The 25651-nt window shown below is 54.3% G+C and carries 18 protein-coding genes; 8 read left to right on the forward strand and 10 right to left on the reverse strand.

The window, feature by feature from the left end:
• Positions 1–8: 8 nt before the first annotated feature.
• Positions 9–3119 carry a PVC-type heme-binding CxxCH protein gene (locus tag ABD949_RS07720; RefSeq protein ID WP_345242217.1) on the reverse strand — a complete coding sequence of 1037 codons (3111 nt, stop codon included), beginning with the start codon at positions 3117–3119 and terminating at the stop codon, positions 9–11.
• A 200-nt stretch (positions 3120–3319) separates the two neighbouring features.
• Here ABD949_RS07720 and ABD949_RS07725 point away from each other — a divergent pair, with 200 nt between their 5' ends.
• Together ABD949_RS07725 and ABD949_RS07730 are read left to right on the forward strand one after the other, a co-directional pair.
• Positions 3320–4576, forward strand: coding sequence for a cation:proton antiporter (locus tag ABD949_RS07725; RefSeq protein WP_345242219.1), 1257 nt, complete (start codon positions 3320–3322; stop codon positions 4574–4576).
• Positions 4577–4804: 228 nt separating this feature from the next.
• Positions 4805–5200 (forward strand): T9SS type A sorting domain-containing protein, encoded by a 396-nt coding sequence (locus tag ABD949_RS07730; RefSeq protein WP_345242221.1) that lies wholly within the window; start codon positions 4805–4807, stop codon positions 5198–5200.
• A gap of 84 nt (positions 5201–5284) precedes the next feature.
• Here ABD949_RS07730 and ABD949_RS07735 read toward each other — a convergent pair whose 3' ends face one another.
• Both ABD949_RS07735 and ABD949_RS07740 read right to left on the reverse strand, forming a co-directional pair.
• Positions 5285–6661, reverse strand: coding sequence for a M16 family metallopeptidase (locus ABD949_RS07735; protein ID WP_345242223.1), 1377 nt, complete (start codon positions 6659–6661; stop codon positions 5285–5287).
• A 25-nt stretch (positions 6662–6686) separates the two neighbouring features.
• On the reverse strand, positions 6687–8027 hold the full coding sequence (locus ABD949_RS07740; RefSeq protein ID WP_345242225.1) for a M16 family metallopeptidase: 1341 nt from the start codon (positions 8025–8027) through the stop codon (positions 6687–6689).
• A gap of 419 nt (positions 8028–8446) precedes the next feature.
• Here ABD949_RS07740 and ABD949_RS07745 point away from each other — a divergent pair, with 419 nt between their 5' ends.
• The 4 genes from ABD949_RS07745 to ABD949_RS07760 all read left to right on the forward strand — a co-directional run bounded on the left by ABD949_RS07745 (position 8447) and on the right by ABD949_RS07760 (position 12359).
• Complete coding sequence (locus ABD949_RS07745; protein WP_345242227.1) at positions 8447–8842, forward strand: T9SS type A sorting domain-containing protein; 396 nt, start codon at positions 8447–8449, stop codon at positions 8840–8842.
• A 199-nt stretch (positions 8843–9041) separates the two neighbouring features.
• Positions 9042–10706, forward strand: a complete 1665-nt coding sequence (locus ABD949_RS07750; RefSeq protein WP_345242229.1) for an apiosidase-like domain-containing protein — start codon at positions 9042–9044, stop codon at positions 10704–10706.
• A 67-nt stretch (positions 10707–10773) separates the two neighbouring features.
• Positions 10774–11544 carry an SDR family oxidoreductase gene (locus ABD949_RS07755; protein ID WP_345242231.1) on the forward strand — a complete coding sequence of 257 codons (771 nt, stop codon included), beginning with the start codon at positions 10774–10776 and terminating at the stop codon, positions 11542–11544.
• A gap of 44 nt (positions 11545–11588) precedes the next feature.
• Positions 11589–12359 (forward strand): MBL fold metallo-hydrolase, encoded by a 771-nt coding sequence (locus tag ABD949_RS07760; protein ID WP_345242233.1) that lies wholly within the window; start codon positions 11589–11591, stop codon positions 12357–12359.
• Between the two features lie 83 nt (positions 12360–12442).
• On the opposite strand, the gene ABD949_RS07765 is transcribed toward ABD949_RS07760, so the two are convergent.
• The 4 genes from ABD949_RS07765 to ABD949_RS07780 form a co-directional block, all read right to left on the reverse strand.
• Positions 12443–13648, reverse strand: coding sequence for an NAD(P)/FAD-dependent oxidoreductase (locus ABD949_RS07765; protein WP_345242235.1), 1206 nt, complete (start codon positions 13646–13648; stop codon positions 12443–12445).
• A gap of 185 nt (positions 13649–13833) precedes the next feature.
• Complete coding sequence (locus ABD949_RS07770; protein WP_345242237.1) at positions 13834–14838, reverse strand: Hint domain-containing protein; 1005 nt, start codon at positions 14836–14838, stop codon at positions 13834–13836.
• 14 nt (positions 14839–14852) lie between these two features.
• Positions 14853–16415, reverse strand: a complete 1563-nt coding sequence (locus ABD949_RS07775; protein WP_345242238.1) for a flavin monoamine oxidase family protein — start codon at positions 16413–16415, stop codon at positions 14853–14855.
• Positions 16416–16474: 59 nt separating this feature from the next.
• Positions 16475–17644: a pyridoxal phosphate-dependent aminotransferase gene (locus ABD949_RS07780; RefSeq protein WP_345242240.1), complete on the reverse strand. Its 1170-nt coding sequence runs from the start codon at positions 17642–17644 to the stop codon at positions 16475–16477.
• 416 nt (positions 17645–18060) lie between these two features.
• Between ABD949_RS07780 and ABD949_RS07785 the strand changes: the two genes are divergently transcribed.
• Both ABD949_RS07785 and ABD949_RS07790 read left to right on the forward strand, forming a co-directional pair.
• Entirely contained in the window at positions 18061–18963 is a 903-nt protein-coding gene (locus ABD949_RS07785; RefSeq protein WP_345242242.1) for an ABC transporter ATP-binding protein, read from the forward strand.
• A gap of 33 nt (positions 18964–18996) precedes the next feature.
• Positions 18997–22629 carry an ABC transporter permease/M1 family aminopeptidase gene (locus ABD949_RS07790; protein ID WP_345242244.1) on the forward strand — a complete coding sequence of 1211 codons (3633 nt, stop codon included), beginning with the start codon at positions 18997–18999 and terminating at the stop codon, positions 22627–22629.
• A 76-nt stretch (positions 22630–22705) separates the two neighbouring features.
• On the opposite strand, the gene ABD949_RS07795 is transcribed toward ABD949_RS07790, so the two are convergent.
• The 3 genes from ABD949_RS07795 to ABD949_RS07805 all read right to left on the reverse strand — a co-directional run bounded on the left by ABD949_RS07795 (position 22706) and on the right by ABD949_RS07805 (position 25521).
• Complete coding sequence (locus tag ABD949_RS07795; protein ID WP_345242246.1) at positions 22706–23173, reverse strand: lipocalin family protein; 468 nt, start codon at positions 23171–23173, stop codon at positions 22706–22708.
• 100 nt (positions 23174–23273) lie between these two features.
• The gene (locus tag ABD949_RS07800) at positions 23274–24626 is read right to left on the reverse strand and encodes a M20/M25/M40 family metallo-hydrolase (protein WP_345242248.1); all 1353 of its coding nucleotides are present in this window, start codon (positions 24624–24626) and stop codon (positions 23274–23276) included.
• 352 nt (positions 24627–24978) lie between these two features.
• Positions 24979–25521: a hypothetical protein gene (locus ABD949_RS07805; RefSeq protein WP_345242250.1), complete on the reverse strand. Its 543-nt coding sequence runs from the start codon at positions 25519–25521 to the stop codon at positions 24979–24981.
• Positions 25522–25651 lie beyond the last annotated feature (130 nt).

The raw sequence follows: 25651 nt of genomic DNA on the forward strand, positions 1-25651 counted from the left end.
CATACAGATTACTTTCTCTTCAAACTTGCCATATATTCTACTAAATCAACCAGTTCCTGCGTACTCATAGCCTCCTGCAGGCCGGTTGGCATCATGGAGTTGTCCATCTTTTTCATGGAGACAACATCCCCCATTTTGTAATTGGACACCACCCCGCCGGGGAATTTCATCTGTAGATCGGTCTCGGTCTTGCTGGAGATGATTCCGGCTACCGCACTGCCGTCCTTAAACTTCACCTCCCAGCCCTCGTAGCCGAAGCTGATACCCGCATCCGGATGGATGATAGCCAGGTATTGCGCTTCCTTCGGCAGCTTACTACCAATCTCCGACAGCTTGGGTCCAAAGTCCATACCTTCACTGTTGACCTGGTGACAGACCGCGCAACTGGTACGGAATACCCCGGCCCCCTTAGTGACATCGCCTTTCATGGCCAGTAGCTCCGGAATGGCCGGCAGCGCTTTACCCGCCGAGCCCTTAGGCTTATCCAGGTAGCTGGCGGCTTCGGTACGGATACTTCTCCGCCACGCATTGGATACCCCCTGCACCGCAGCGGCTTTATAATCGCCTGTGATAGCGCCTGATTTTAGCAGGGCAATAACCATGTCTTCGCCGTTGTTACTGCCACCCAGGGCACGGGTAGCCTCCCGACGCAGAGTAGCCGGCCGTTTTTCGTCTAATGCAATCGTCTTCAAAATGTCCAGCGATTCGCTATTGCCGACCATCCGCAACGCACTGATCATGCCCACGGCAACGTCGGCATCTGATCCGTTGATTGCCTGCCAGACCAGTTGGCCCCCACCCTGCTTCAGCAACTGACGGGCCGCATCGCGACCCATGCCGGTGAAGGCTTTCTCAATGGCGAGTTTGCGCAGTCGCTCGTTTTCGGTAGCGGGCTCGTAGCGGTTGATCAACTCCATGTATTCCGGTGTACCGTACGTCTCGTTCAGCAACTGACTCATAGCCGACGTCGCTACCGGCGATTGCTTGACAAACCCAGGGTCGAGGTGACGCAGCACCAGTTTGGTGATATCGGTGGCGCCGTTGCTGCTCTGGAGAATCGCCAGCAGGGCGTTTGACTTCTCAGCCGCACCGGGGTTGAAGTCGAAGGCCCGGAAATAGCGCAGACGGCTGCTCAGGTCACTGGAGGCATCACCCGCCAGACTCGCCAGCAGGGGCACGGCCTCTTTCGTGCGGGCACGCCAGACAATGTCCCGGCCGGCATCAGTAGCGGCAGGATTAGCGCCCGCCCGCTTCAGCCAGGCGGCATAGTAGCTGTCCCACTGCCCGTCGGCCCCGATTCCGAGAGCCTCCAGATACCAGCGGTCTTTGCCGTCGTGCTGGGCAGCCAGCTGGGCCCATAGTTCGGGGGCTTCGGGTGAGGTATGCCGGCGCAGGGCCAGCGCACACTCCCGACGTACCTGAGCGTCCTGGTCATTGACCAGTTGCTTCACGTACGGAATAATATCCATTTTCAACTCGCGGGCGGCTCGGAGTGCGGTAATCCGCAGATCGGGGTTCGCGTCTTTCAGAGCGGTCTCAATGTGCTTTTTACCAGCTTTTCCGTTCAGCTTGCTCAGCAGCCACAGCGCCCGTGCCTTCATGCGGGGGTTAGCCGATGTCTTGTAAAAATTTGCCAGTGCCTTTTCCGCTTTGGTACCCATGCCGTTCAGTTTGTTCCAGGCGGCATAACGGATCGCCATATTGGGGCTTTGCAGGGCTTCGATCGCGCCTTCGGTGGTAGCCAGATCGACTTTCGGGATGCGATAGGGCGTATTGGGCGGAGCAACGCGGAAAACGCGACCCCGGTTCAGATCACCGGCCTGATGCCCCCCTACGCCCGGATCATACCAGTCGGAGACCATCAGCGACCCGTCCGGTGCCACGCACACATCCGATGGACGGAACCACTGATTGCGCGCACCTTCCAGAATTGGGACGATAGTAGCCGTATACCCGGCTCCGCTTTTCTGCACCGGATACGCCCGCACCACATTCGGACCGGCATCGCAGTGAATAACCTGGTTGCGGAATTGCTCAGGCAGCAGGGTACCTTCGTACACGATAATACCCGTGGGCGAGCCGGCTCCCGTCTGGAGCAGATTCGGGACCACGCCCGGATCGTTCAGGTGCCAGTGCCGGCGTGGAATCTCGGGTTCAATGTTGGTCCGGTTAGCCTGCCAGCCGGCTCCCGTCATTTCGTCGGTGTAGCCGTAGTTGCCATGCTCCATCACGTAATTGATGCGCACACTTTTATTGCCGTCGTCGTCGTTGTCCGACTGCCACATGGTACCGTACGAATCCAGCGCTACTTCAAAGTTGTTCCGGAAATTGTGGCCGAGAACCTCCATCTCGCTGCCGTCGGGGTTGCAGCGGAACACCATCCCCTGGCGGTAATTTTTCGAGTCGATTTCACGACCGGAGGTACGGTCGAAGATAGGCTTGCCGTCTTTATCCCGGATTTGCTTGCCGTCATTGCCGAAGTTGAAGTACCATTTCCCGTCGGGACCGAACACAAACGCGTGCATGCCGTGGTCGTGCTGCTCTCCGCTGATACCCGTAAACAGAATTTCTTTTTTGTCGGCCTTATCGTCGCCGTTCTCGTCGGTGAATACGTATACGTTCGGGCTGTTGGATACAATCACTTTGTTACCCTGTACCCAGATGCCCAGCGGAGCCTGCAGATCGGGTCCCTGGTAGAATACCTTGCTGACATCGGCCTTGCCGTCGCCGTTCTGGTCTTCCAGAATTACAATGCGGTCGCCTTCCTGGTGCGTGGCATGGCCGGTAATAGCGGGCCGGTAGTTATAGGCTTCGCACACCCAGACACGACCGCGGGCATCTACGTCGATGTTGGTCGGATTGGTCAGCATCGGCTCGGCGGCAAAGAGCGTAGCTTCCAGGCCGGGGGCTACGTTCAGACCCGCTACCGCGTACTTGGGATCGTGTTTGTCATCGTCGCTGAGCTGCGTATACAAGGCATCCAGAAACGCGGAGGAGGCCTCATTGAGGTCATTTTGATAAGCCCCAATCAGCGTTCCGCCAATCAGCAGACCGGCCGTCGATAATGCCAGGGCCCGCCGGGTCAGGAATCGTTGAGAAGACAACGGAAAGAAATGCATAGGAAAGCAACAGGGTTAGCGTATGGGAATATTACCCGTAAATTTATCAATAAATCAGCTACTATATACATAAAGCAGAAAAGCGTTCCTTTTACTATTGCCGGCCGGCGGCCAGGGTGGATTTGTCTCGTTGCGTGCGCCTGAAGTTTGTGTGCTACAGCTTTTCTGGACAATTTTGGGCCGACAACCACCCCTGCTCTATGGAAATATTCCGCGTCATTACCCTGTTGATTATCCTCACAGCCGCCTTTGCCTACGTTAACGTCCGCTTTCTGAAGCTTCCCGACACCATCGGTCTGATGGTCGTTTCACTGGTGTTTTCGCTGGCGCTTATTTTCGCCTACCAGCTTGATCCAATCGACTTTGATGTAGCCGTGGAGTTTGTGACGCGGCTGGACTTTACCACCATCGTTCTCGACATCATGCTTAGCTTTCTGCTGTTTGCAGGGGCCTTACACACTAATATTGACCTGCTGCGGTCAGAATGGCGCAGCATTACCCTGTTTGCGCTGATTGGCGTGGTGCTGTCTACGTTCCTGATCGCCAGTTTGCTGTATGGCCTGCTGCTGGCGGTTGACTACCCGATTGGGTATATCTACTGCCTGCTTTTCGGTGCCCTGATTTCGCCTACCGACCCCATTGCCGTTTTAGGAATTCTGACCAAAACCAACGTTCCCAAAAGCACAGAAATCAAAATTGTCGGCGAGTCGCTGTTCAACGATGGCGTGGGCGTGGTGATCTTTCTGACCATTCTGGAGATTGCCCGCCGGGGTGTCGATTCGGTTTCGGCCGGGGATATCGCCATTCTGTTCATTGAAGAAACCGTCGGCGGGCTGATCTTCGGGCTGGTACTGGGCTACGGCATCTTCTTCCTGCTGCGATCCATTGACCATTACCAGACGGAGATCATGATAACGCTGGCGGCCGTGATGGGGGGCTATACGCTGGCATCCTGGATGCATGTATCGGGGCCACTAGCGATTGTGGTAGCCGGACTGTTTACCGGCAAGCAGGCCAAGGGGGTGGCCATGAGCGACATTACAGAAGAATACGTGGAGAAGTTCTGGGAGATCATTGACATTATCCTGAATGCCATCCTCTTTGTCCTGATCGGCTTCCGCCTGCTGGCGCTGACCTTCGAGTGGATCTATATAGAGGTAGGCCTGGCGGCTATCGTCATTGTGCTGGTTTGCCGCTACCTGGCCATCCGGATACCCCTGCTGATGTCGCGCCGGTGGATTTACTCCGAACGGCGCGACCTGCTGATGCTGACATGGGGTGGGTTGCGGGGCGGCTTGTCCATCGCCATGGCGCTTTCCATTCCGGAATCGTTTGCGGCTAAGAACCTCATCGTTTTTACGACCTATACCGTCGTATTGTTCTCCATCATCGTGCAGGGACTCAGTCTGGAGCGGGTTGCCCGGCGAATCTACCGGACCAAACCAGAAACTAACTAGCTGTTTACCAGCCGCTTTGTCCGATTCCGGACACCCGGTCGTTTCTGGGTTTCTGACCGTTTACTCAACCGTCACGCCTTTCTGCCATTCATCATGGGGAAACGACCGCTGAAGTAGTATGCAATGCAAAGTACCGGAACACCCTGCTATCTTTGAATCAACAATCAGGGACAAAATCTGATTGTCACCCTCAAAAAGAAACGACTAACACACTATCCACACAAGACAATGAAAACGATCATCAAAACACTGGTTCTGGCTCTGACACTGAGTTCTGTTTCGTATGTAGCTTCGGCTAATCCTAATGCCGGCGACAAGAAAGTAGCCACTTCGTACAAGGCCGCTATCTTCCCCGCAGCAAACGCCACTACCCTGAATGTTATCGTCGAGAAGCAGACGGGCAGCCGCGTACAGATTGTCCTGAAAAACGCAGCCGGCACGGTGCTGCACGCCGAGTACCTGACCAAGAAAGAAGGTACTTTCCAGAGCAAACTGAACCTGGCTGAACTGACCAACGGTACGTACCGCGTGGAGGTAACGAACGGTACCGAAACAACCGCCAAGGAGTTCACCCTTTCGAACATAAATCCGGCTCCGGTAAACCGCACCATCGCGCTTAACTAAGTTTCTACATTATCTCACCATACACAAAGCAGCCCCGGCATTTGTCGGGGCTGCTGCTTTATTGCCTTACTGCCGGAGCACGGCTTAAAAGCCTTCGGCCTTTATAGCTTTCTCGGTAATAGCTCCGTACTTCTTCACCTTGTCCCGGATGGACCCGGCCTGGCCAATGACCACAAACTGGAGGTTCTCTTTGGGGAAGTAGCGGTTAATGATCTCCCGCGTCTTATCCACCGTCAGGCCATCAACGTTCTTCTGGAAGTTATTGATAAAGGATTCATCGTACCCCAAGCTGAACATATCCGTCAGCAAATCGGCCAGCGCCCCGGCCGATTCGTAGTTCGGCGGGAAGGTGGCTTTGACGTAGTTTTTGGCGGACTCCAGCGTCTGGGCATCAATACCTTTTCGGTGCAGGCTATCCAGTACCTGCAACGCCATGTCAATAGCCTCGGTGGTGGTACTGGTTTTGGTGAATGTCGAAATGGTAAAAGTCCCACTGTTTTTCAGCGTGGCAAACCGACTATTAGCCCCGTAGGTCAGGCCGGCGTTGACCCGCAGCGCATCGTTCAGCCAGGAGGTAAACCGGCCGCCCAGAATGGTATTAACCACGACCACCGGAATATAATCCGGATTACTTTGAGTCACGCCCTTACCGCCGATCAGGAACGTGGTTTCGCGGGCATCGGGTTTATCCACCAGCAGCACACGATTCTGGTTGAACGCCAGGGCTGGCTCCGTCAGTTTGGGCGACGAAGCCGGCGCCGTTTTCCAGGTACCGAACAGGTTGGTAATCCGCTTCTTCATATCGGCGGTGTTGAAATCACCCACAATAGCAATGGCGGCCCGGTCGGCGGTGTACTGAGTGCGGTAAAACTCCCGTACATCGTTGACCGAAATCCTCTCCACCGTCGACTGAATTCCCGTCAGCGGATTGGCGTACGGATGCTCGTTAAACACAAAGCGGTTGAAGTAGGAGGTAGCCACAGCGCGGGGACTCTCCTTTTGCTGGGTCAGTTGCAGCAGCAGCCGCTGCTTGTATTTGGCAAATTCCGGCTCGTTGAAGGCCGGCCGCGTCACCACATCCTGAATAATATCGAATAACTGATCCTGGTCCTTTACGGCAAACGACGCGGTCAGTTTGGCCACCTCCTTACCGGCGTAGGTATTAACATCGGCCCCTACGTATTCGGTCTTTTCCTCGATCTGCTCTTTGGTGTATTTGGAACTGCCAAAGAGCAACGCATCAGCCGTCATATGGGCCAGTCCGTAGCGAGTACCATCTTTTACGGCGCCCGCATCAAACGCCACCGATACGTTGATCAGCGGCACCTCATGCTGCTCCATCAGGTAAACGGTCAGCCCATTTTTTAGTTTAACCTTCTGGTACGGGGGCACTTTGAACGTCTGCGCCGACGCAAAACCAACGGCCAGCAGACAACAGATAAACACAAGTATTTTTTTCATGGCTGTCAGTCAATGAATCGGGGCGTTAGTTAGCGCCCGCTTTGGTCTTCTCTTCCGGCAGCAGGTAGCCAACGGTACGGTTGCGGCCGGTCAGGTATTTGGCCGCTACCCGGCGGATGTCTTCTTTGGTAACCTTTTCGTAAAGTGACGGGGCTTCGTACAGCTTTTTGTAATCACCAAAAAACAGTTCGTAGGTACCCAGGCTGTTGGCTTTGCCGTTGATGGTTTCCATAGTCCGGTAAAATTCCATCAGTTTCTGGTTCTTCAGCTTTTGCAGCTCCGCATCCGTAATGCCATCCTTACTAACCCGATCAATCTGGGCCAGAATGGATTGTTCCAGCTTCTCAGCCGTAATATTATTGGCAGCCACCCCGTAAACATAGAACAGGTTCGGGTCAAAACCGTCGGCCATACTGGTAGATACCCGCGAGGCAATGGTCGAGTCCAGCACCAGGGCCTTTACCAGCCGCGATGAGTTTCCCGCACTCAGCACGCTGCTCAGCAGATCCAGCGCGTAGTAATCCGGGTGACTGGTTTCGGGCGTGTGGTAGGCCAGCAGAATATTGGGTGTTGAAATATCCTTGTAAGTGACCGCCCGGCGTTCGCCGTTCTGCGGAGGCTCAACCGTCCGGATAGGCTCGGGCAGTTTGCCCGCCGGAATGGGCTCAATATACTGCTGCGCCAGCTTTTTTACCTGCTCCGGCTTTACGTCGCCGACAATCACCGCTACCGCGTTGTTGGGCGCGTAATAGGTTTTGAAATACGTCTCCAGATCCTGCTGCGACCACTTCTTGATATCTGACTCGAAGCCGATCACCGGAAACATATATGGATGCTCCACGAAGGCTACCGATTTTACCAGTTCGCTGAGGAGCCGGTAATTACTGTTTTCGAGGCCGGTGCTGCGCTCCGACAGCACCACCCCCCGCTCACTTTCCACCATTTTCGGGTCGATGCTCAGGTTGGCGATACGGTCGGCCTCCAGATCGAAGATGGTTTCGAGGGCTCCGCTCTGGAACCAGTCGGTATACACGGTTACGTTCTCACTCGTATAGGCATTGTTGGAACCGCCGGCGGCCTCCATCACCCGATCGAACTGCTTGGGCCCGTATTTTTTGGAGCCGTTGAACATCATGTGTTCAAAGAAGTGCGACAGGCCGGTGATGCCGTGGACCTCGTTCCGGGCCCCTACTTTCCAGAAGAGATAAAAGTTGGCGTTGGGGATGGAGTGATCTTCGAGTACCAGAAACTTCATGCCGTTCTTCAGCGTGAAGGTCTGGACATCCTCGGGTTTTGGTTTATGCTGCGCCCAGGACAACCCGACGCTAAGCCACAAACCGATTAGTAAACAGATTGCTGATTTCATAAGCAAAGGCAAAAAGAAACTTTCAAAATAAATTGTACGAAGGCTATTCTCCAACTGCTTAAAGAGGAATAGCATTTTAATTTGGCTTTAGTTGTTAGCGCCAATCGTAAATAGCCAATTAAACCGGTTTGCAGCATATTATTTGGTGGATAAAAAAATTTACCAAATACCACCTAGCCTTACTATTATCATCTCATTTACAATGCTTTATGTCCGAAACCGGACACACGTTTCTCGGTTTTTTCTGACCGTTTACTCAACCGTCACGCTTGTCTGCCACTCATCTAAAAAAATTTACCGCTAAAGTAGTATGTGATGCAACGTTGCCGGGTCGTCCGCTATCTTTGACTCAACAATCAGGGACAAATCTGATTGACACACCAACAGAAAGATTAACAACATACTATCCACACAAGACAATGAAAACGATCATCAAAACACTGGTTCTGGCTCTGACACTGAGCTCTGTTTCGTATGTAGCTTCGGCTAATCCTAACGCCGGCGACAAGAAAACCGCAACCTCGTATAAGGCTGTCATTTTTCCGGCCGCTAATGCCACCACGCTGAACGTCATCGTTCAGAAGCAGACGGGCAGCCGCGTGCAGATTGTCCTGAAAAACGCAGCCGGCACGGTGCTGCATACCGAGTACCTGACCAAAAAAGAAGGTACCTTCAAGAGCAAGCTGAACCTGTCGGAACTGGTCAACGGTACGTACCGCGTAGAGGTGACCAACGGCGCTGACCTAATGGTCAAAGATTTCACCATTTCGGACGTAGCTCCGGCTACGGTAAGCCGCACTATTGCGCTCAACTAAACACGAAATCATTTCACCATACACAAAGTGGCCCCGGCATTCGTCGGGGCTTTTTGCTTGTAAGGTCCTGCCGTTCTTCAAACTACAGACAGGCCTAACAGAGCCACCCACACATTTACACGGAATTTTCTATGTTTACGCCGTAAACTCTATTAAAGCGATTCCAGCAGTTCGTGTTACCTGCCGTACCTGAAAAGTTATGAAGTCTCTTCACCTGCTTGTTCTTTGTCTGTTGTCCCACCCGCTTCTTGCCCAGCGTCTGCCCCAAAATGCCTTTGCCCTGCAACGCGACAAGGTAGATGTGTATGACTACGCCGAAGTTACCCTCCGCCTGCCGGCCTTCCGCGCCGGTAATCCCTTTACCGAGGTCCCCCTTACCGGTACGTTTCGGCACGAATCCGGCGATTCGGTTCGGGTAGAGGGGTTTTGTGACGCACAGGATGGGTCGCTGCACCGGGTGCGCTTTATGCCTACCCGACCCGGTACCTACCGGTTTACCATCCGGGGCCAGTACAACGGAAAATTCATTCAATACGCTGGTTCGCTGACGGCGGTGCCAGCCGGGCGCAAAGGTATGGTTCGCGTTGACCCACAGCATCCATACCATTTTATCTGGGAAGGCACCGGCGAGCATTATTTCTGGAACGGCACGACTACCTACTGGCTGATGGGCTGGAAAAACGAACAGACCATCCGCGACGCCATCGACCGGCTGGCCAAACTGAAAATCAACCGCATTCGGGTGGTTATCAACGGCCGCCAGCCGGGTGGTGACCGCTGGGCCGAGCCGATGGTGCAGGATTGTGACGAGTTTACCCTGAAACTGAACCCCTGGGTCGCCAAAGATCCTACCAGCCTCGACACACCCGGCTTCGACGTTACCCGCTACAATGTCGCCCACTGGCAGCGCATTGATCGGATGCTGGCGTTTGCCCGTGAGCGGAATGTCAATGTCTCGCTGATCTTTTACGTAGATGGTATGGACCACGGCTCCGATCCGTTCAGGAAAGCCAATATGGGTGGGGAGGACGAGAAGCGCTACTACCGCTACGCCGTGAACCGGTTCGGGGCCTTCTCCAACGTAATGTGGGACGTTACCAACGAATATCACCTCTTCCGCAACGAAGCCTGGGCCGAGCAGATGGGCAGCTACCTCCGCGAGCGTGACCCGTATAAGCACCTGACCTCGATCCACGGCCACGGCAGTTTTCCGTTCCGGGCGTCGGCCTGGACCGATTTTGCCATGACGCAGGACTGGGACGAGTGCGGTGGCTATTACAAGATGCTGAGCAACCGGCAGCAGCAGGCGCAGACCGGCGTACCCAAGCCGCAGATCAACGAAGAGTACGGCTACGAAGACCATTACCCCGAATGGGGCTGCGGGCCGATGGGCAAAAAAGTAGCGCCCGGCCGCGACGCCAAAACCCGCACCCGGCTGGCCTGGGAGATCTGCATGGCCGGCGGCTACCAGACCACCGGCGAGCGGGCCGACCGCGGTAGCTGCGCCGGTAACAATACCGGGGGTGGCTGGATCAACGGCCGGGGCGACTCGACCATGATTATGCTGCACTACTACGGGGTCATGTACGATGTGTTCACCTCCGTCGACTACTGGAGAATGGCGCCGAACAACGCCCTTACCCATCACGGCACCCTTTGCCTCGCCAACCCCGACAACAGTCAGTATCTGTTATACGTGCAGTCGGGAACGCCCATTCTGAATACGCCAAAGCAGGATTATACCGTTCGGATCGTTGACATATGGACAGGGCAAAGCCGCCTGATGCCGGACTTCAAAGGGGGTATTTGGGTCGGTCCGCAGGACTTAGGCTCAGATAAAGCGATTGTCTTGCAGCGAAAGTAACGTTGCTGCGTAACTTAGCCGCTGCGTACCCTCCCGGCTACTGCGGGAGATAACCTGTCACTCTGTTATGAACCTCATAAACTGGCAACTTACCGGCCGGCGGGCGCTGGTCACCGGCGGCACCAAAGGGATCGGCGAAGCTATTGTAAAAACCCTGCTGGACCGGGGCTGCGAAGTATTCATTGTGGCCCGTAACGCCGAACTACTGCAACAGCAGGTAGCGGCCTATCAGGAAGACGGCTGCCCCGTAGACGGTATGGCGGCCGATGTAAGCCGGCCGGGTGTGGCCCGGCAGGTAATTGAAGCCGTTCAGGAGCAGTGGGGCCGCCTGGATATCCTGATCAATAACGCTGGCACCAACATCCGACGGCCGACCATTGACTACAGCCCGGACGAGTTCGAGCATATCATAAATACCAACCTGCGCTCGGCGTTTGAACTGAGTCAGGCCGCTTATCCGCTGCTGAAAGCCTCCGGCCAAGGCAGCATTGTGTTTGTTTCTTCGGTAGCGGGCATGACACATGTCGGCAGTGGGTCGCCCTATGGTGTATCGAAAGCCGCACTGAACCAACTGACGCGTAACCTGGCGGTGGAGTGGGCGGCCGACAACATCCGGGTCAATGCCGTGGCGCCCTGGTACATCCGGACTCCCCTGGCGGAGCCGGTACTGACTAACCCGGAACGACTGGAGAGTATTCTGCGCCGGACTCCGATGAAGCGCGTGGGAGAGCCCGAAGAAGTAGCCGCGGCCGCGGTATTTTTCTGCCTGCCGGCTGCCGGTTACATCACGGGCCAGACGCTGGCGGTGGACGGTGGCTTTCTGTCGTACGGGCTCTGATTTATAGAGAAAAAGTGCTAAAAAAGCCGTTTCTTTGTAGTTCTATGCCCCTATTTATTACCTCCCTGAACTCTGGCAGCAACGGAAACTGCTATTATGTTGGCAATGAGCAGGAAGCGGTTCTGATCGACGCGGGAATCTCCTGTCGGGAGATCGAAAGGCGTCTGGAACGGCTATCGCTATCGCTCCAGACGGTAAAGGCTGTTTTTATTTCTCACGAACATACCGACCATATTCGCGGTATTGGCATGCTGGCGAGAAAATACCAGTTGCCGGTTTATGTTACGCCCCGTACCTTGCAGCAGTGCCGACTGCCCGAGGACCGATTTCCTATTCGTCCGCTACGGAGTTCGGCTCCCGTCTGGATCGGCGACCTCTGCATCACGGCTTTTCCAAAGCAGCACGATGCCTCAGACCCGCATAGTTTTCTGATTACTTACCAGGATACCCGCGTCGGCGTATTTACCGATATTGGTATTGCCTGCGACAACGTAATTGACCACTTCCGACAGTGCCATGCCGCTTTTCTGGAAGCTAACTATGACGAGGACCTGCTGGAGCACGGCAGATATCCTTATTTCCTGAAGCAACGCATCCGGGGCGGTCAGGGACACCTCTCCAACCAGCAAGCGCTGGAACTCTTCAAAACGCACCGGCCGGCGTATATGAGCCATGTGCTGCTCTCCCACCTGTCGAAAGACAATAACTGCCCGCAGGTAGCCATGGACCTGTTCAAAGCTCACACCAGCGGTACTAAAGTGGTTGTTGCTTCGCGTTTTCAGGAAACACCGGTCTATATGATAAAGAGTGAATGAATTATAGAATGATTGAATAAAAACTGTCAACAAAGTAATTTTTATTCAGTCATTCTTTAATTCATTCACTCAATCATTCCTCCTCACCGTCCAAACCGAAATAGCCGGGCGTAGTCGCAATGGCCGTTCTGGTATAGGTTGCGGATAACGGTAGCGGCAATTGTGCTGAACGTAATGCCGTTGCCGCCAAACCCCAGGGCGTAGTAGCTGTGGGGATAGCGCGGATGCTCACCGATGTAGGGTAACCCGTCCTTGGTTTCGGCAAAGGTGCCGGCCCAGGTCAGTTCCGCCGTGGCGGGCAGGTCCGGAAACAACTCGCTAAAGCGGTCAAGAAGCTGCTGCTGCTTTTGGGGAATGAGTGCATCCCGCTGGCCGGCCTCGAGCAGGTCTTCGTCTCCCCCACCGATCAGCAGGCGGTTGCCGCCTACGGTACGAGCATAAAAGTATGGATCGGCGGTATCCCACAGAACGGCATTCTTCACCCGCTCGGGCAAATGGGGGATTGGCTCCGTCACAAGGGCGTATGTGCTGAGCATGGTAATGTCGTTCACCTCGACCAGCCGCTCCGGTACTTCATAGCCAGTAGCATACACGACTTTTTTGGCGGTAATGATCAGTCCCTGACCCGTTTGCACCTCCACGTTCTGTTTCCGATACGTCAGTTCCGCAGCTGCCGTATGCGCAAAAACCCGTAGTCCCTGTTCGGTTAAATAGTGTAACAGGGCCTGGGTAAAGGCAAATGGATCAAGCTCGGCCCCCACCGACGACAGGATGCCGCCCTCAGCCGCCAGGCCAAACTGCCGCAAAAGCGCCGGCTTGTCGAGCCAGCTTACCGGAAAATCGTACCGGCTCCGGGTTTCGCACTCCTGCTTTAGTTCGTCGACATCCTTCTGTTGAGCGGCAAAGTACAGACTTTCGCGCCGGTGGAATTTTCCCGCGAAGTTCAGTTTTTTGGCAATTCCGGTTAGCCGGTCGAGCGCCCGGAGGCAAAGTTTATAACTGAGCACGGCATCCTCTTCGCCAATCTGGTCGATGAGCTGGTGGAGGGGAACGTCCATTTCATACTGGATCAGGGCAGTACTGGCGGCCGTGCTGCCCTGTGCGATTCCCCGCTTATCAATCAGCACGGTCCTGATCCCGGCTTCAACCAGTTCGTAAGCAACCAGCGCTCCGGTGATCCCTCCGCCGATAATCAGCACATCGCAGTCAACCGGCTCCTGAAGGGGGGGATAATAGGTTTGTACCGGGTCGCTGGAAACCCAGTAGGTATCTGAAGAACGGACATTCATTTTTTCTTAACGTTGAGTATGGCGCAACGCCGGTCCACTTATTCCGGTAGCGCCATCTATGTTCTGGGTCAATACACCTACCTTACTCGTTGTCCAGCCAAATTGTTTAATGAACGTTAGACAAAAGCAAAGCCAGCCCTTTCGGGCTGGCCGGCTCTATCGACGAAGTGTAAACTCTTTAATGCTTATTTGTCCAGGACAACAAAGTCGCTGACGACGAAACTGCCTTGTTCTGTAACGAGGTTATACACGGTTTTCACCGTCCGTGCCCCCGCCTGCACATCGGCTACGGTCCAGACCACAACAGCCGTTGAAGCCTCATCATACCGGTACAGCATATCTCCTTTCCGCAGATCGCCCAACCGCTTCTGGCCGGTGGCCGTCAGCACCGGATGATTGGCCGTGGCTTCCAGCAGTATGGGGGCCGTCAACCCGGCGCGGGTTGACGCCGTTACCTCTTCGCTGGCCGTCAACCACACGGCGGTGATAGCAACATCCTGCGCTTCGTGTACCTGCACTTCGCGCACCTGTGTCGTTACCATCCGGCCATTAGCGTACGCCATCACCGCATCGCCCGGTTTAATGTCCTGAATGGCTTTGGTCTGCCGGTTGGCGAGGGAGACCTGGGCATGGGGGGGGAAACAGAAGTTGTATTCCTCTTTCTTTTTATCGCCCCCTTCTTCCTTGGGGCCGCCACCGCCCATCAGCAGGGCCATCTCCCGCGACAGCACAAAGCCCAGCGCCGACATCAGACCGGCTTCTTTTTCGCCTACATATTTCAGGTCGTCAATGTAGGCATCCCACGCCTTGCGGTCGGCGGTAGCACCGGGAATCACGAAGGGCATTGTCTGGTTGGTTTTGCCGTTCTGGTAAATGGCCAGCAGGCCCAGTTCTTTAGTGTCGGCAGCCGTGTATACCTTATAGAGGTAGATCTTTCGGGGAATACCGTCGCTGTAGTTGAAGACGTAAGCCGGCCGTTCTTCGTAGCGGTCCAGGATGTAGCCCCCGGCTTTGAAGTAGGTATCTTTCTCCAGATTACCAATTTTAATCTCTTTAATAGCCTTCAGTTGATCGAGGGTCATGCCCGCGCTGGCAGCCTGCGCCCAGACGCGCTGACTAGCGAACTGGTTTACAATGACAGCACAGAGGAAAAGCAGAAGAGTTGGTAGTTGGCGGTTGATGTGTCTCATAGCTTGGTTGTAGTTTACTTTTTCGTGTACTGACCCACACGGGCGTGGATGCTTTCGACAGTCCGGCGGGCGGAGGTCAGGGCACCGGCCATCCAGGCGGTGAGGTAGGTGGTATGCTCTCCGGCGAAATAGATGTTGCCGTCGGGCTCCGTTAGCGCTGAATAATATTTCCGGCGAACAGCGTCGTCGTACAGCGCCCAACCGCCTTCGTTGTACGGAATTTTGTGCCAGGCCAGTGAGAAGGAATTATCGAACTCCTGCGCGTACTGCGGGTGAATCTTACCCCCCTGCTCCAGCGCCAGTTTTTCACGGCCGTTGATGGGCAGATTAGCTACCGCTTCGGCACGGCTGTAGAAATTATAGTAGCCGATCAGTACTCCCTTTTTACCCATAAACCCGAACGATGGGTACCAGATCTGGTTAATGTCCATGTTGCTGCGGGAGATACCGCCGTAAATACCTTCGTCTTCTTCCCAAAACCGGCGCTTGAACTGCAGGCCGATCTTGCCGGTCTTGATGTACGGCACAAAATCAGCGGCCCGCTTCACCGTTCCGGACAGGTCGGAGTCCAGGTTTTTCAGGACCGGCAGCGGCAGTGTACAGACGCAGAACTCGCCGGTAAGCTCGGCCGGTTTGCCGTTTTGGGTGTACACGACCCGCACGCCCGATTCAGTTTTGCGGAGTTCTTTCACCGGGGCGTTGAACAGGATTTTGCCGGTCAGCTTCTTTTCAAATGCTTTCGGAATCGCATCCATCCCGCCCACCGGCTGCAACAGCGTTGTCTGTTGCTCATATACGTATTCGCCGACGTTGTAGAACACGGGTTGCATAAAGCCGGAGTGCAGCAGGTCAGTCAGGCCATAGGGATCGGTCAGTTCACCGGCAACGGGGCCGGCACCGGGTTCAATTTTATAACCCCGGCGGTTGGTTCCTTTGTATAGTTTTGCGGTATTGAGGTCTCCTTCGTTCTTTAAAAAATCAACCAGTTTTTCGACATCCTCTTTGGTCAGTTGCTGGTCGAGAACCGACTGATCGAGGGCTTTGGTGAGCAGTTCGCTGGTGTAGCCGCGCATGTCGTTGTGGTACTCCTTAATGCGCATGCGTTTGTTGGCGAGCGGTCCGGTGCCACCCTCATTGTACAGCCAGGCGGCCTCGTTGGCCCCGTTGAAGATTTCCAGCGGTACGCCCAGCTCCCGGCAGTAATGCGTTGTAAGCTGGTGGTGATGCGGTATGCGAGCCGCCCCACCGTTGAAGTACAGGCCGTCTTCAAACCGGCAGGTCTGTTCCGCACTGCCGAGTTCGGTTTCTTTGGTACCACCCCGCACCGTCCAGACCCGGCCACCGGAGCGGCTGCGGGCTTCCAGCACGGTACAGTCGTAGCCCAGTTTACCAAGTTCGTAGGCAGTAGCCAGACCCGCCAGACCGGCACCCAGAATGATTACCTTACGGGCTTTGCCATCCTGTATGCCATTGGGCGACAGAGCAAACGCTTCGGCCGGAGCCGACCGCAATAACCCCCACGCCATCAGACTGGCGTAGCCGGTACTCGTTGATTGGATAAAGTCGCGTCGCGTCATAGTTGGATAATTACTGACAGCCACAGCATGAATGACGGACATGCAGCAGCAGTCACTGATTAGGAGGTTACTTTTTTGAAGGCATCCAGGAAGATGTTCATCTCATCGACGGTGCCGATGCTGACCCGGCACCAGGGCTGGTTATCAAAATCGCGGGTCTGCGTACCAACGCCGTTACGGAACATCTGCTCAGCAAACGCTTTGGTCTTCATCCGGATCGGGAATAGCACGAAATTGGTGTACGAGGGCACATACTCGTAGCCCAGTTGCTTCAATCCTTTATACAGCACCTCGCGGGCTTTGGCGTTTTCGGTCCGGCAGAAGTTCTGCCAGTCCTGATCCTGATAGCTGGCCATACCGGCGGTAATGGTGGTTACGCTGATTTCGTACTCACCCCGGTTGTAGGCACTTATTTCCTTAACCAGTTTGGCCGGTGCCATCCCGTAGCCCAGGCGCAGTCCGGCAAACCCGTGAATTTTAGAGAAGGTGCGGGCCAGTATGATGTTGTATCCCTCCGTAACCAGCTTAGCCAGGTTCGGCCGGTCGGCGGGGGCCAAAAAGTCGATATAGGCTTCGTCGACGAACACCGGCACTTTTGGGGATACTTCCTTGCAGAAAGCGGTCAGTTCATCGGGCGAAAGGATAGTGCCCGTTGGGTTATTCGGGTTGCAGATATAGACGAGTTTCACACCATCGGTTGTCGCCAGTTTAGCTTTCATGGCGTTGAGATCATACCGGTGCTCCGTTGTCTGCGGTACCGACACAATTTCTGCGTTGAAGGCACTGGCGCATTCGAGCAGGTCGTCGTAGGTAGGCCGGCTCGTCAGGATTTTGCCACCCCGGCCGGTGAAGAACAGGGCCGCCGTCATCAGTAACTCCGATGAACCCGCGCAAAGCATTAGATTCTCCTCCTTGATCCCCTCTTTCACGGCGATCATCTCCCGAAGCATAGACCCTTCCCGAAACGCATAGCGGTTCCCGACGTCAATGGCTTTGATTAGGGCTTCTCGGGCTTTCGGCGAAATGCCGTGCGGATTTTCGTTAGCAAACAGACGCGCCCGCAATACCGGTAAGTCTTCACCCAGGGCTGCAAACTCCTTCACGAAAGCCTGCTCCTGGCGGACAGCAGCCGGGAGCGCCGGGTTCCATTGACTCAGTCCGGTACTTAAGCCGGTAGCCAGGAGCGCGCTGTTACGAAGCCAGTCCCGGCGGTTGATAGAGTGGTTCATGTTGTGATAAATTTATTGTACTATATTACGATGACATTTTATTATTTCCCACTACTCTATCGGCAACGCTCAATAGTTTCGAAAATAGGTAATTTTTAAAAAAAACTTAATTTTTAAAGCTATTTATAAGCATATTCTTAAAAAATTCAAAATATTAGTTCTAAAATTAACTATCTATCAAAATAAAAATATAAATATTAAAAATTTGGCTTTCATCTACTCCTCTCCGGTATTTATGGAAAGGCCATTAGCAATGATATTTTCAGTGTACATACCTTACGTTTTGATTTCCTATCGGCTTACCCATCCTGACCGTTTGTCCGTTTGTTTGAACCGTTCACGATTTAGGGCTGTCGTTTTCAGGTTATTTTTCTTTTCTTTAGCCACTAACTTTTTATTCCCCAATCACTTACCCCATGAAACTCACCATTACTAACCTAAATAAGACGTACTCCAACGGCGTCCGGGCCCTGCACGATGTCTCCTTAACCATTCCGCAGGGTATGTTTGGCCTGCTGGGCCCCAATGGCGCGGGTAAGTCGTCGCTGATGCGCACCATTGCCACCCTGCAGGAAGCCGACCACGGCCAGATTGTGCTGGAAGATACCCCCGCCGGCACCATTGATGTGCTCCGGCAGAAGCACGACGTCCGCAAGCTGTTAGGGTACCTGCCCCAGGAGTTTGGCGTCTATCCGAAGGTGACGGCCGAAACCATGCTCGACCATATCGCCAGTCTGAAAGGCATTGCCAACCGGTCAGAGCGGAAAACGGTGGTCGAAGCCCTGCTGGAAAAAGTAAACCTGATGCACGTCCGGAAGAAAAACCTGGGCACCTTCTCGGGTGGTATGAAACAGCGCTTCGGCATTGCCCAGGCCCTGATCGGCAACCCCAGCCTTATTATCGTTGATGAACCAACCGCCGGCCTCGACCCTGCCGAGCGTAACCGTTTCCACAACCTGCTGAGCGAAATTGGTGAGAACACCATCGTGATTCTGTCGACCCATATTGTGGAAGATGTCACGAACCTCTGCTCGGCCATGGCCATTATTAACCTGGGCGAGGTAATTGCCGAAGGACACCCGGCCGATCTCGTGGCCGACCTGCAGGGGAAAATCTGGCGCAAAACCATCGAAAAAGCAGAGCTGGAAGCCTACCGCAACGACTATCAGGTCATCTCTACCCAGCTAAAAGCCGGCAGGACGCAGATCCACGTTCACAACGAAACCCAGCCGCTGGATTTTGAGCCGGTAGAGGCCGACCTGGAAGATGTGTATTTCTCTAAAATTACCGCCGGTAAGAAAGCGGCCGTTGTCGCCTGACGCGCTATCCCCACCCACCCCAAACGCTATTTTATGTTTGCTGAAATCTTCCGTTTCGAGCTGGCATACCGCCTGAGACGCCCGGCTACCTACCTCTACGGGGCCATTCTGTTTCTGTTTACGTTCATCAACATCATCTACGGCAGCGGCCCGGCTTCCGAGAAAACCAACGTCAACTCGCCCTATGGTATCGCCTATATGCTGACGATCATCAGCATTTTCGCCACCATGATCAGTTCGGCGGTGATGGGCGTACCAGTCTACCGCGATATCGAACACAACACCCGCTCGTATTTCTTTACCTACCCCATTTCGGAGCGGGGTTACCTGCTGGGTCGCTACCTGGGTTCGTTTCTGGTGCTGGTTTTTATTATGGCCTTCGCCTGTCTGGGTATTGCCGCCGGGTCGGTGCTGGGGCCGGTGTTTAACCTGGCCGACAACGTTGAGCGCTTCGGGCCGGTTAACTTCTGGGAATACGTTCAGCCGCTGCTGGTCTTTGTGGTGCCAACGATGTTTTTTACCGGCAGCCTGTTTTTCGGTCTGGTGGCGCTGACCCGCAACATTTTTGTTACCTACGCCGGTAGCCTGCTGCTGTTTATCGGCTACCTGGTAGCCAATACGCTGGCCGAAGACCTCGACAACAAAGAGCTGGTCAGCCTGCTCGACCCCTTCGCGCTGACCACCTTTATCGATGCCACCAAATACTGGACGCCGGTGGAGCAAAATACCCTGACCGTACCCCTGGCAGGCAATCTGCTGAAAAACCGGCTGATCTGGGGTGGGCTGGGCCTGCTGGTCCTTTTGTTTACGCTGTACCGCTTCAACTTCCAGCATTTTCTGGCCGTGCGGCTGGGCAAGTCCAAAGGGGAAGCCACCGGTACGGTGCCGGCCCCCAAATCGTTGCTTTCGCTGCCCGTTGCGGAGAAGATCTACACCGATGGCGCGTACATCGGTCATATGCTGCGACTGGCCCGGCTGGAGTTTACCAATATCGTTCGCGATATGTACTTCTGGGCCATTATGCTGGGTGGAGGCCTGTTTTTGTTCCTCGACGGCTGGTTTGCCGATCAGAGTTTTGGTACGCCATCGCTGCCGCTTACCTATTACATGATCGAGGCTAAAGACTTCAACTACATCCTGTTTGTCTTTATCCTGATCATCTTCTACACCGGCGAGTCGGTTCACCGCGACAAGGCCGTCCGGTTCGACAATATTGCCGATGCGCTGCCGGTACCCAACTGGCTCAGCTACGGCTCCAAGTTCCTGGCGCTGGCGGGCGTGTGTTTTCTGCTGGTGAACCTGGTGATCGTGAGCGGGGTGCTGAACCAGACGCTGAAAGGGTATTTCAACTACGAATTCGGCAAATATTTCACCGACCTTTATCTGATTGAGTTTCCGGAGTACCTGCAACTGCTGATGCTGGCCTTCTTTGTGCATATACTGGTGAACAGCAAATTTACCGGGCACATCATCACCATTGGCATCTGGATCTTGTTGTTCGGGCTGCGGAGTTTTGCCGAGTTGGATTATAACCTGTTTTTCTACAGCTACACGCCCAACTACCGCATCTCCGACATGAACGGCTTTGGGCATTTCGGGCAGCCGCTGTTCTGGTTCAATCTGTACTGGCTGGCGTTTGGGGCGGTGCTGCTGGTGTTGGGAAATCTGTTCTGGAACCGGGGTTCGGAGAGCAGCGCCAAAACCCGCTGGAAACTGGCTAAGTCGCGGCTGAACGGCATTACCACAACCGCCCTGGCCGTTTTTCTGCTGGTTTGGATCGGAGCCGGCGCGTATATCTATTACAATGTTAGTGTGCTGAACACCTACCGGACCGCCGATGAATCGCGGGAGCAGCAGGCCGATTACGAAAAGAAGTACAGTCGCTACGAACGGGTAGCCCGGCCGAAGGTCAGCAGCCTGAAAGTAGCCATTGATCTGGTGCCGGAGGAGCGTCGGATGCGGATGCAGGGTTTATTTATGATGGTGAACAAAACTGGTCGGCCGCTCGACTCGCTGCACCTGAACTATGGCTCTCCGCAGTACCTGCACGCCAAAACGGAGCAGTTTACCATCGACGGCCAAAGCCCTAAACTGCTGATGGGCGATGATAAGCACCGCTACTACATTTATCAATTGCCGAAAACGCTGATGCCGGGCGATAGTCTGAAAATGGCCATGACCATTACCGCCCAGCCCAAAGGTTTCACCAACAGCGGGCTGAATCGGGAAATCGTCGAAAACGGCACCTTTTTCGACGCCCAGGTGTTCCCCAGCCTGGCATATAGCACCAATGGCGAACTCACCAGCGACAAATACCGCAAAAAATATGGTCTGCCGGTCAAGCAGTACCAGGCTCCTGCCCATACAGACCCCTGGGGGCTGAACAATTTCCTGTTTACGCAGGACGCCGACTGGATTACGTTTGAGGGGACGGTCAGCACCGCGCCCGACCAGATTGCTATTCTGCCGGGATACCGGCAGCGCGAGTGGACGGAAAACGGCCGCAAATACTATGCTTACAAAATGGAGGGACCCATGGACCTGTTCATGAACGTCAGTTCAGCGCGGTATGCCCTGAAGCGTGACCAATGGAAAGGGCCGGACGGCCGGATGGTGAATATCGAAATCTTTCATCATCCAACCCATACCCGCAACCTGGACCGCTATGTGGCCTCCATAAAGGCATCTATGGATTACTTTAATCAGAACTTCAGTCCGTACCAGTACCGACAGATGCGTATTCTGGAGTTTCCGCGCTATGCCGGTTTTGCGCAGTCGTTTCCAAACACAGTGCCGTATTCGGAGAGTTTCGGCTGGATGGCCGACTTCCGCAACCCCGACAAAACCGATTATGCCTACTATATAACGGCTCATGAAGTGGCTCACCAGTGGTGGGGGCACCAGGTTATGCCGAGCAATACCCGCGGGGCTAACCAGATTTCGGAGTCGATGGCGGAGTATTCATCATTGATGGTGCTGAAGAAGACTTACGGTGAAGATGTGATGCAGAACCGGCTGAAGTATTCGCTGGACCGCTACCTGCGCGGCCGCTCCAACGAAGATAAGTTTGAGGAAACGCTGCTGGACAACGACACCCGTGCCTATGTATGGTATGATAAAGGCTCGCTGGTGCTGTACGGCCTGCAGGATCTGATCGGCGAAGCCCGGCTCAACAAAGCTTTAAAGGATTATGTCCAAAAAGCCGCGTTCCGGCAGCAGCCGCCGTTTACCACCTCCCGCGAGTGGTACAGCTTCATCCAGGCTGCCACGCCCGACTCGCTGCGGTATTACCTGAAAGACAGTTTTGAGACGATCACGCTGTACGAAAACCGGATCACCAAAGCCGAGTCGCAGCCAATGCAAAACGATCAATATAAGGTGAAGCTGACGGTGCAGACCAAAAAACTGTATTACGACAAAGGCGGTAAGGAAACCAGTCAAAGCAAGGACCGGGACCTGATCGAGATCGGCATCTTCGGTCCTGACACAAAGAACGAGAAGGGAATGACCCGTAAGGTACCGCTTTACCTGAAAAAGCACTGGCTGGCACCAGGCGAGCACACGCTGGAGTTCGTTGTAAAGGGCAAACCTGCCAAAGCGGGTATCGATCCGTACAACAAGCTCATTGACCGGGTGTCGGATGATAACGTAAAGACGGTGGAGTAAAGTAACGCAGAATAATGCCATAAAAAAGCGCCGGCGAGATTCGCCGGCGCTTTTTTATGCAGCAGTCCGTAGACGGCTATTGTTTGGTGTAAACCAGTTGAAGGTTGTAACGTACCAACTGAGCAGCCCCGGTTGTCGGATTACGCAGCGAGTCCTCCTGGGCTATAGCCTGCGAAAGGAGTTGAACCGGTGTCGCCGTATTATCCAGCGTGTATTTGTCTTCATTGCCCTGCTCATCTTTCAGCGACAGTTCGTTGTTGGTAAACTCCCAGTTACCCTTGTAATCAATCACCCGTCCACTGTTACGAACTGTACCAGTGAAAGACTTATCCGCTTTTACCGTAAAGCTGTCCTGGTAGTCAAATACGCCCGGATCATTATCCCCGTTGAGGTTAGCAAAGGCACCCGTAAACCCACTGGTCCGAATTCTATCTAACTTCCAGGAGCCTACTACCGGCACAGGCTCCGGATCTTTACTTTTCGTACAGGAGTCCAGTACAAATGCTGTAATGACCAGACTCAACATCAGCAATAAACGTTTCATAAGCAAAAAGCTGTTTCAGCAGTGAAAAATGTGTGAACGAAGGAAAGGTACAAAAAAAACAATATGCTTTACTTACCTTACCCAAATAAGCTACTATACGCTATCTTAGGTTCGGTTGTGGCAGCACCGGCAAACTTTCGTTGCCGTCTTCGCTGACGGCCTGAACGGCGAAGAAGTAGTTATCCTTTGAATAAGGCAGTGTTATACCCAGTTTCGTGGTAAAGAACTTTTTTTGCCAGTAGGGCCAGTTCGTTTCGCGCATCAGTACGTAATAACCCCGCACCTTACCGCTTTTGGGCGCCTGCCAGTACAGCGCGGTCGAGTTAGTCAGGTTCCGAACGTCTATCGTCACCGTCTGCGGAACCGCCGGAGCCTTGGCCAGGTTGGCCAGCGACGCCAGGTTAACACTGGTATTCTTACGGAGGTACTCGAAATCCATATGTTTGGCGTAATCGCCGTATTCAACGCCATTCTCTACGCGCAGATCCTGGTGCTGGTTGTTGTAGTTTTCGTTCATCTCCGTAATCCGCACGGCCGGAAAGCCCCGCGTTACAAACGGCGTATGATCCCCCCCGCGCAGATAACGGTCATTCCGGTAAATCAGGACGATGTCCAGATTGTCGACATAGCGTTCCCCCACTTCTTTTACGTAACGGGCCAGTTGGCGCGACTTCCCGTCGTTTTCGTTGCCATACTGCCGGATGTTGGCGGCCCGCTCAGCGGTCTGGAAAGCCGGCAATCCTTCGCTGAAGATCCGAAGCTTGGTATTTTCGATAATGTTGGTTTCGTTGCTATGGTTGGAGCCCATAATATCGTTGTTCAGCAGGGCCTCCAGGCTCCAGTTTTCCGTCTTCGCTTTCTCGGCCAGGTGTTCAGCACCGAGTAGGCCCTGCTCCTCTCCGCTCACGGCTACAAAGATGATCGTCGCGGGGAACTGATACTTACTCATTACCCGCGCCAGTTCGATGACAGCGGCTGTACCGGAACCATCGTCGTTGGCACCGGGCGCGTCCGCTTCGCGGTTCATTACGTTGGTCACGCGGCTGTCGATATGACCGCTGACCAGGAAAATTCGGTTATCATTGGGGTCGGTGCCTTTCAGCGTCGCCATCACATTCCCCATGTCGGCCGCCTTATCAATCCGCCGGTTGTCGGGCTGGAGCGTCCAGCTGTCGATCATGGCGGTCATGCGGCCACCCGACTGTTTGGCATATTGCTGAAACTTACCGAGGACCCAGCGCCGTGAAGCACCGATGCCGCGCTTCGCGTCGGTGGTATTACTGAGGGTATGACGGGTACCAAAACTCACTAAGCCGTTGATATGAGCCCGGAGGCTGTCGGCCGACACTTCGCGGATCATCTGTTCAATCTGAGGGTCACGCACAACGGTAGTCTGGGCGGAAGCCGTAGCCGTCAGGCCACCCGCCAGCAATAAGGTAATAATTTGTTTCATCGATTTAGGGGTACACTCGGTTGGTTAAATTTTACTGGCTTTACCCGCTTATGCGCCAGGGAATCCGACTGACTGATCGTAGAGGAGGCCTTCCTGTCGCGTTCCTGCCGATGGGAAAAAACCAAAATAAGGGCAAATATAAACGAAGCTACGACAGAAGCGTACGCAACGAAGGTTGTGGGGAGCTGACGTTCCGGCCGGGCAAACAGGCGAGCTTCGTCTTCCGAAAATAATTCCCGGTAGACAAGCTTATCCTTGTATAGGTTTGGCCCTTCGTCCAGCATACATTTCCTGATGTAACGTGACGCTGCTTCTTCACCTGATAAATTTACAAATTAAAATGGCTAAACGCTCAAAAACTTCCTGAGTAGCCAATGCCAACGGCTGTCCCTCCCAGAGGAGTCGGTACGGCCGAAACCCCCAGCCGCGACTGCCGCAGCATCTGGTTATACCGCATCACCGCTTTGTTGACCTGGGTATTCCCAATAATGGTAAACCCGAGCGATGCACCCAATGACCCAAAATAGATCGCCCAGTACTCCCGGCTGTTAAGCCGGGCGGAGGTGTTCCGGGTAAACACATACAGCAGTGGCACAACGGCGGTCAGCCGGCTGACCGTGGTCCAGGTTCGGTAGTTGCGGTAGTGACGGTTGACCATTGGGTCATTCAGTTCAAAGAAAGGCACCTCCAGCGAGTGGGGTGACGTAAGGCGCTTACCACCGTAATAATAGACGCTACCCAGGGCCGAAGAGCCAACCGCCCGCTCAATGGGCCGCAAGTGTGCCGGCACGGGTACTGTCCGGTAGTGCGATGTATCGCGCTGGGCGTGGGCGCGGGAAGAAAGAAGTTGCGAAAAAAAGAGAAATAGGAGTGGATATAGAAGCCGGTCAGTCACTTTGGTTTGACTTATAGTTTTATTGATAACTGGCTTTATAACGCTTCATCCGGTTTTTTCATGCAAATAACAAAAAAAAGCCGGCTACCAGACCCAAGAGTCCGGTAGCCGGCCTGTGTGTGCCACGGAA

Source organism: Nibrella saemangeumensis (assembly GCF_039541915.1).
Lineage (GTDB): Bacteria > Bacteroidota > Bacteroidia > Cytophagales > Spirosomataceae > Nibrella > Nibrella saemangeumensis.

Bases quoted from the DNA above. Each gene is read 5' to 3' on its own strand.
- ABD949_RS07720 (WP_345242217.1), bottom strand. From the start codon at position 3,119: ATGCATTTCTTTCCGTTGTCTTCTCAACGATTCCTGACCCGGCGGGCC.
- ABD949_RS07725 (WP_345242219.1), top strand. From the start codon at position 3,320: ATGGAAATATTCCGCGTCATTACCCTGTTGATTATCCTCACAGCCGCC.
- ABD949_RS07730 (WP_345242221.1), top strand. From the start codon at position 4,805: ATGAAAACGATCATCAAAACACTGGTTCTGGCTCTGACACTGAGTTCT.
- ABD949_RS07735 (WP_345242223.1), bottom strand. From the start codon at position 6,661: ATGAAAAAAATACTTGTGTTTATCTGTTGTCTGCTGGCCGTTGGTTTT.
- ABD949_RS07740 (WP_345242225.1), bottom strand. From the start codon at position 8,027: ATGAAATCAGCAATCTGTTTACTAATCGGTTTGTGGCTTAGCGTCGGG.
- ABD949_RS07745 (WP_345242227.1), top strand. From the start codon at position 8,447: ATGAAAACGATCATCAAAACACTGGTTCTGGCTCTGACACTGAGCTCT.
- ABD949_RS07750 (WP_345242229.1), top strand. From the start codon at position 9,042: ATGAAGTCTCTTCACCTGCTTGTTCTTTGTCTGTTGTCCCACCCGCTT.
- ABD949_RS07755 (WP_345242231.1), top strand. From the start codon at position 10,774: ATGAACCTCATAAACTGGCAACTTACCGGCCGGCGGGCGCTGGTCACC.
- ABD949_RS07760 (WP_345242233.1), top strand. From the start codon at position 11,589: ATGCCCCTATTTATTACCTCCCTGAACTCTGGCAGCAACGGAAACTGC.
- ABD949_RS07765 (WP_345242235.1), bottom strand. From the start codon at position 13,648: ATGAATGTCCGTTCTTCAGATACCTACTGGGTTTCCAGCGACCCGGTA.
- ABD949_RS07770 (WP_345242237.1), bottom strand. From the start codon at position 14,838: ATGAGACACATCAACCGCCAACTACCAACTCTTCTGCTTTTCCTCTGT.
- ABD949_RS07775 (WP_345242238.1), bottom strand. From the start codon at position 16,415: ATGACGCGACGCGACTTTATCCAATCAACGAGTACCGGCTACGCCAGT.
- ABD949_RS07780 (WP_345242240.1), bottom strand. From the start codon at position 17,644: ATGAACCACTCTATCAACCGCCGGGACTGGCTTCGTAACAGCGCGCTC.
- ABD949_RS07785 (WP_345242242.1), top strand. From the start codon at position 18,061: ATGAAACTCACCATTACTAACCTAAATAAGACGTACTCCAACGGCGTC.
- ABD949_RS07790 (WP_345242244.1), top strand. From the start codon at position 18,997: ATGTTTGCTGAAATCTTCCGTTTCGAGCTGGCATACCGCCTGAGACGC.
- ABD949_RS07795 (WP_345242246.1), bottom strand. From the start codon at position 23,173: ATGAAACGTTTATTGCTGATGTTGAGTCTGGTCATTACAGCATTTGTA.
- ABD949_RS07800 (WP_345242248.1), bottom strand. From the start codon at position 24,626: ATGAAACAAATTATTACCTTATTGCTGGCGGGTGGCCTGACGGCTACG.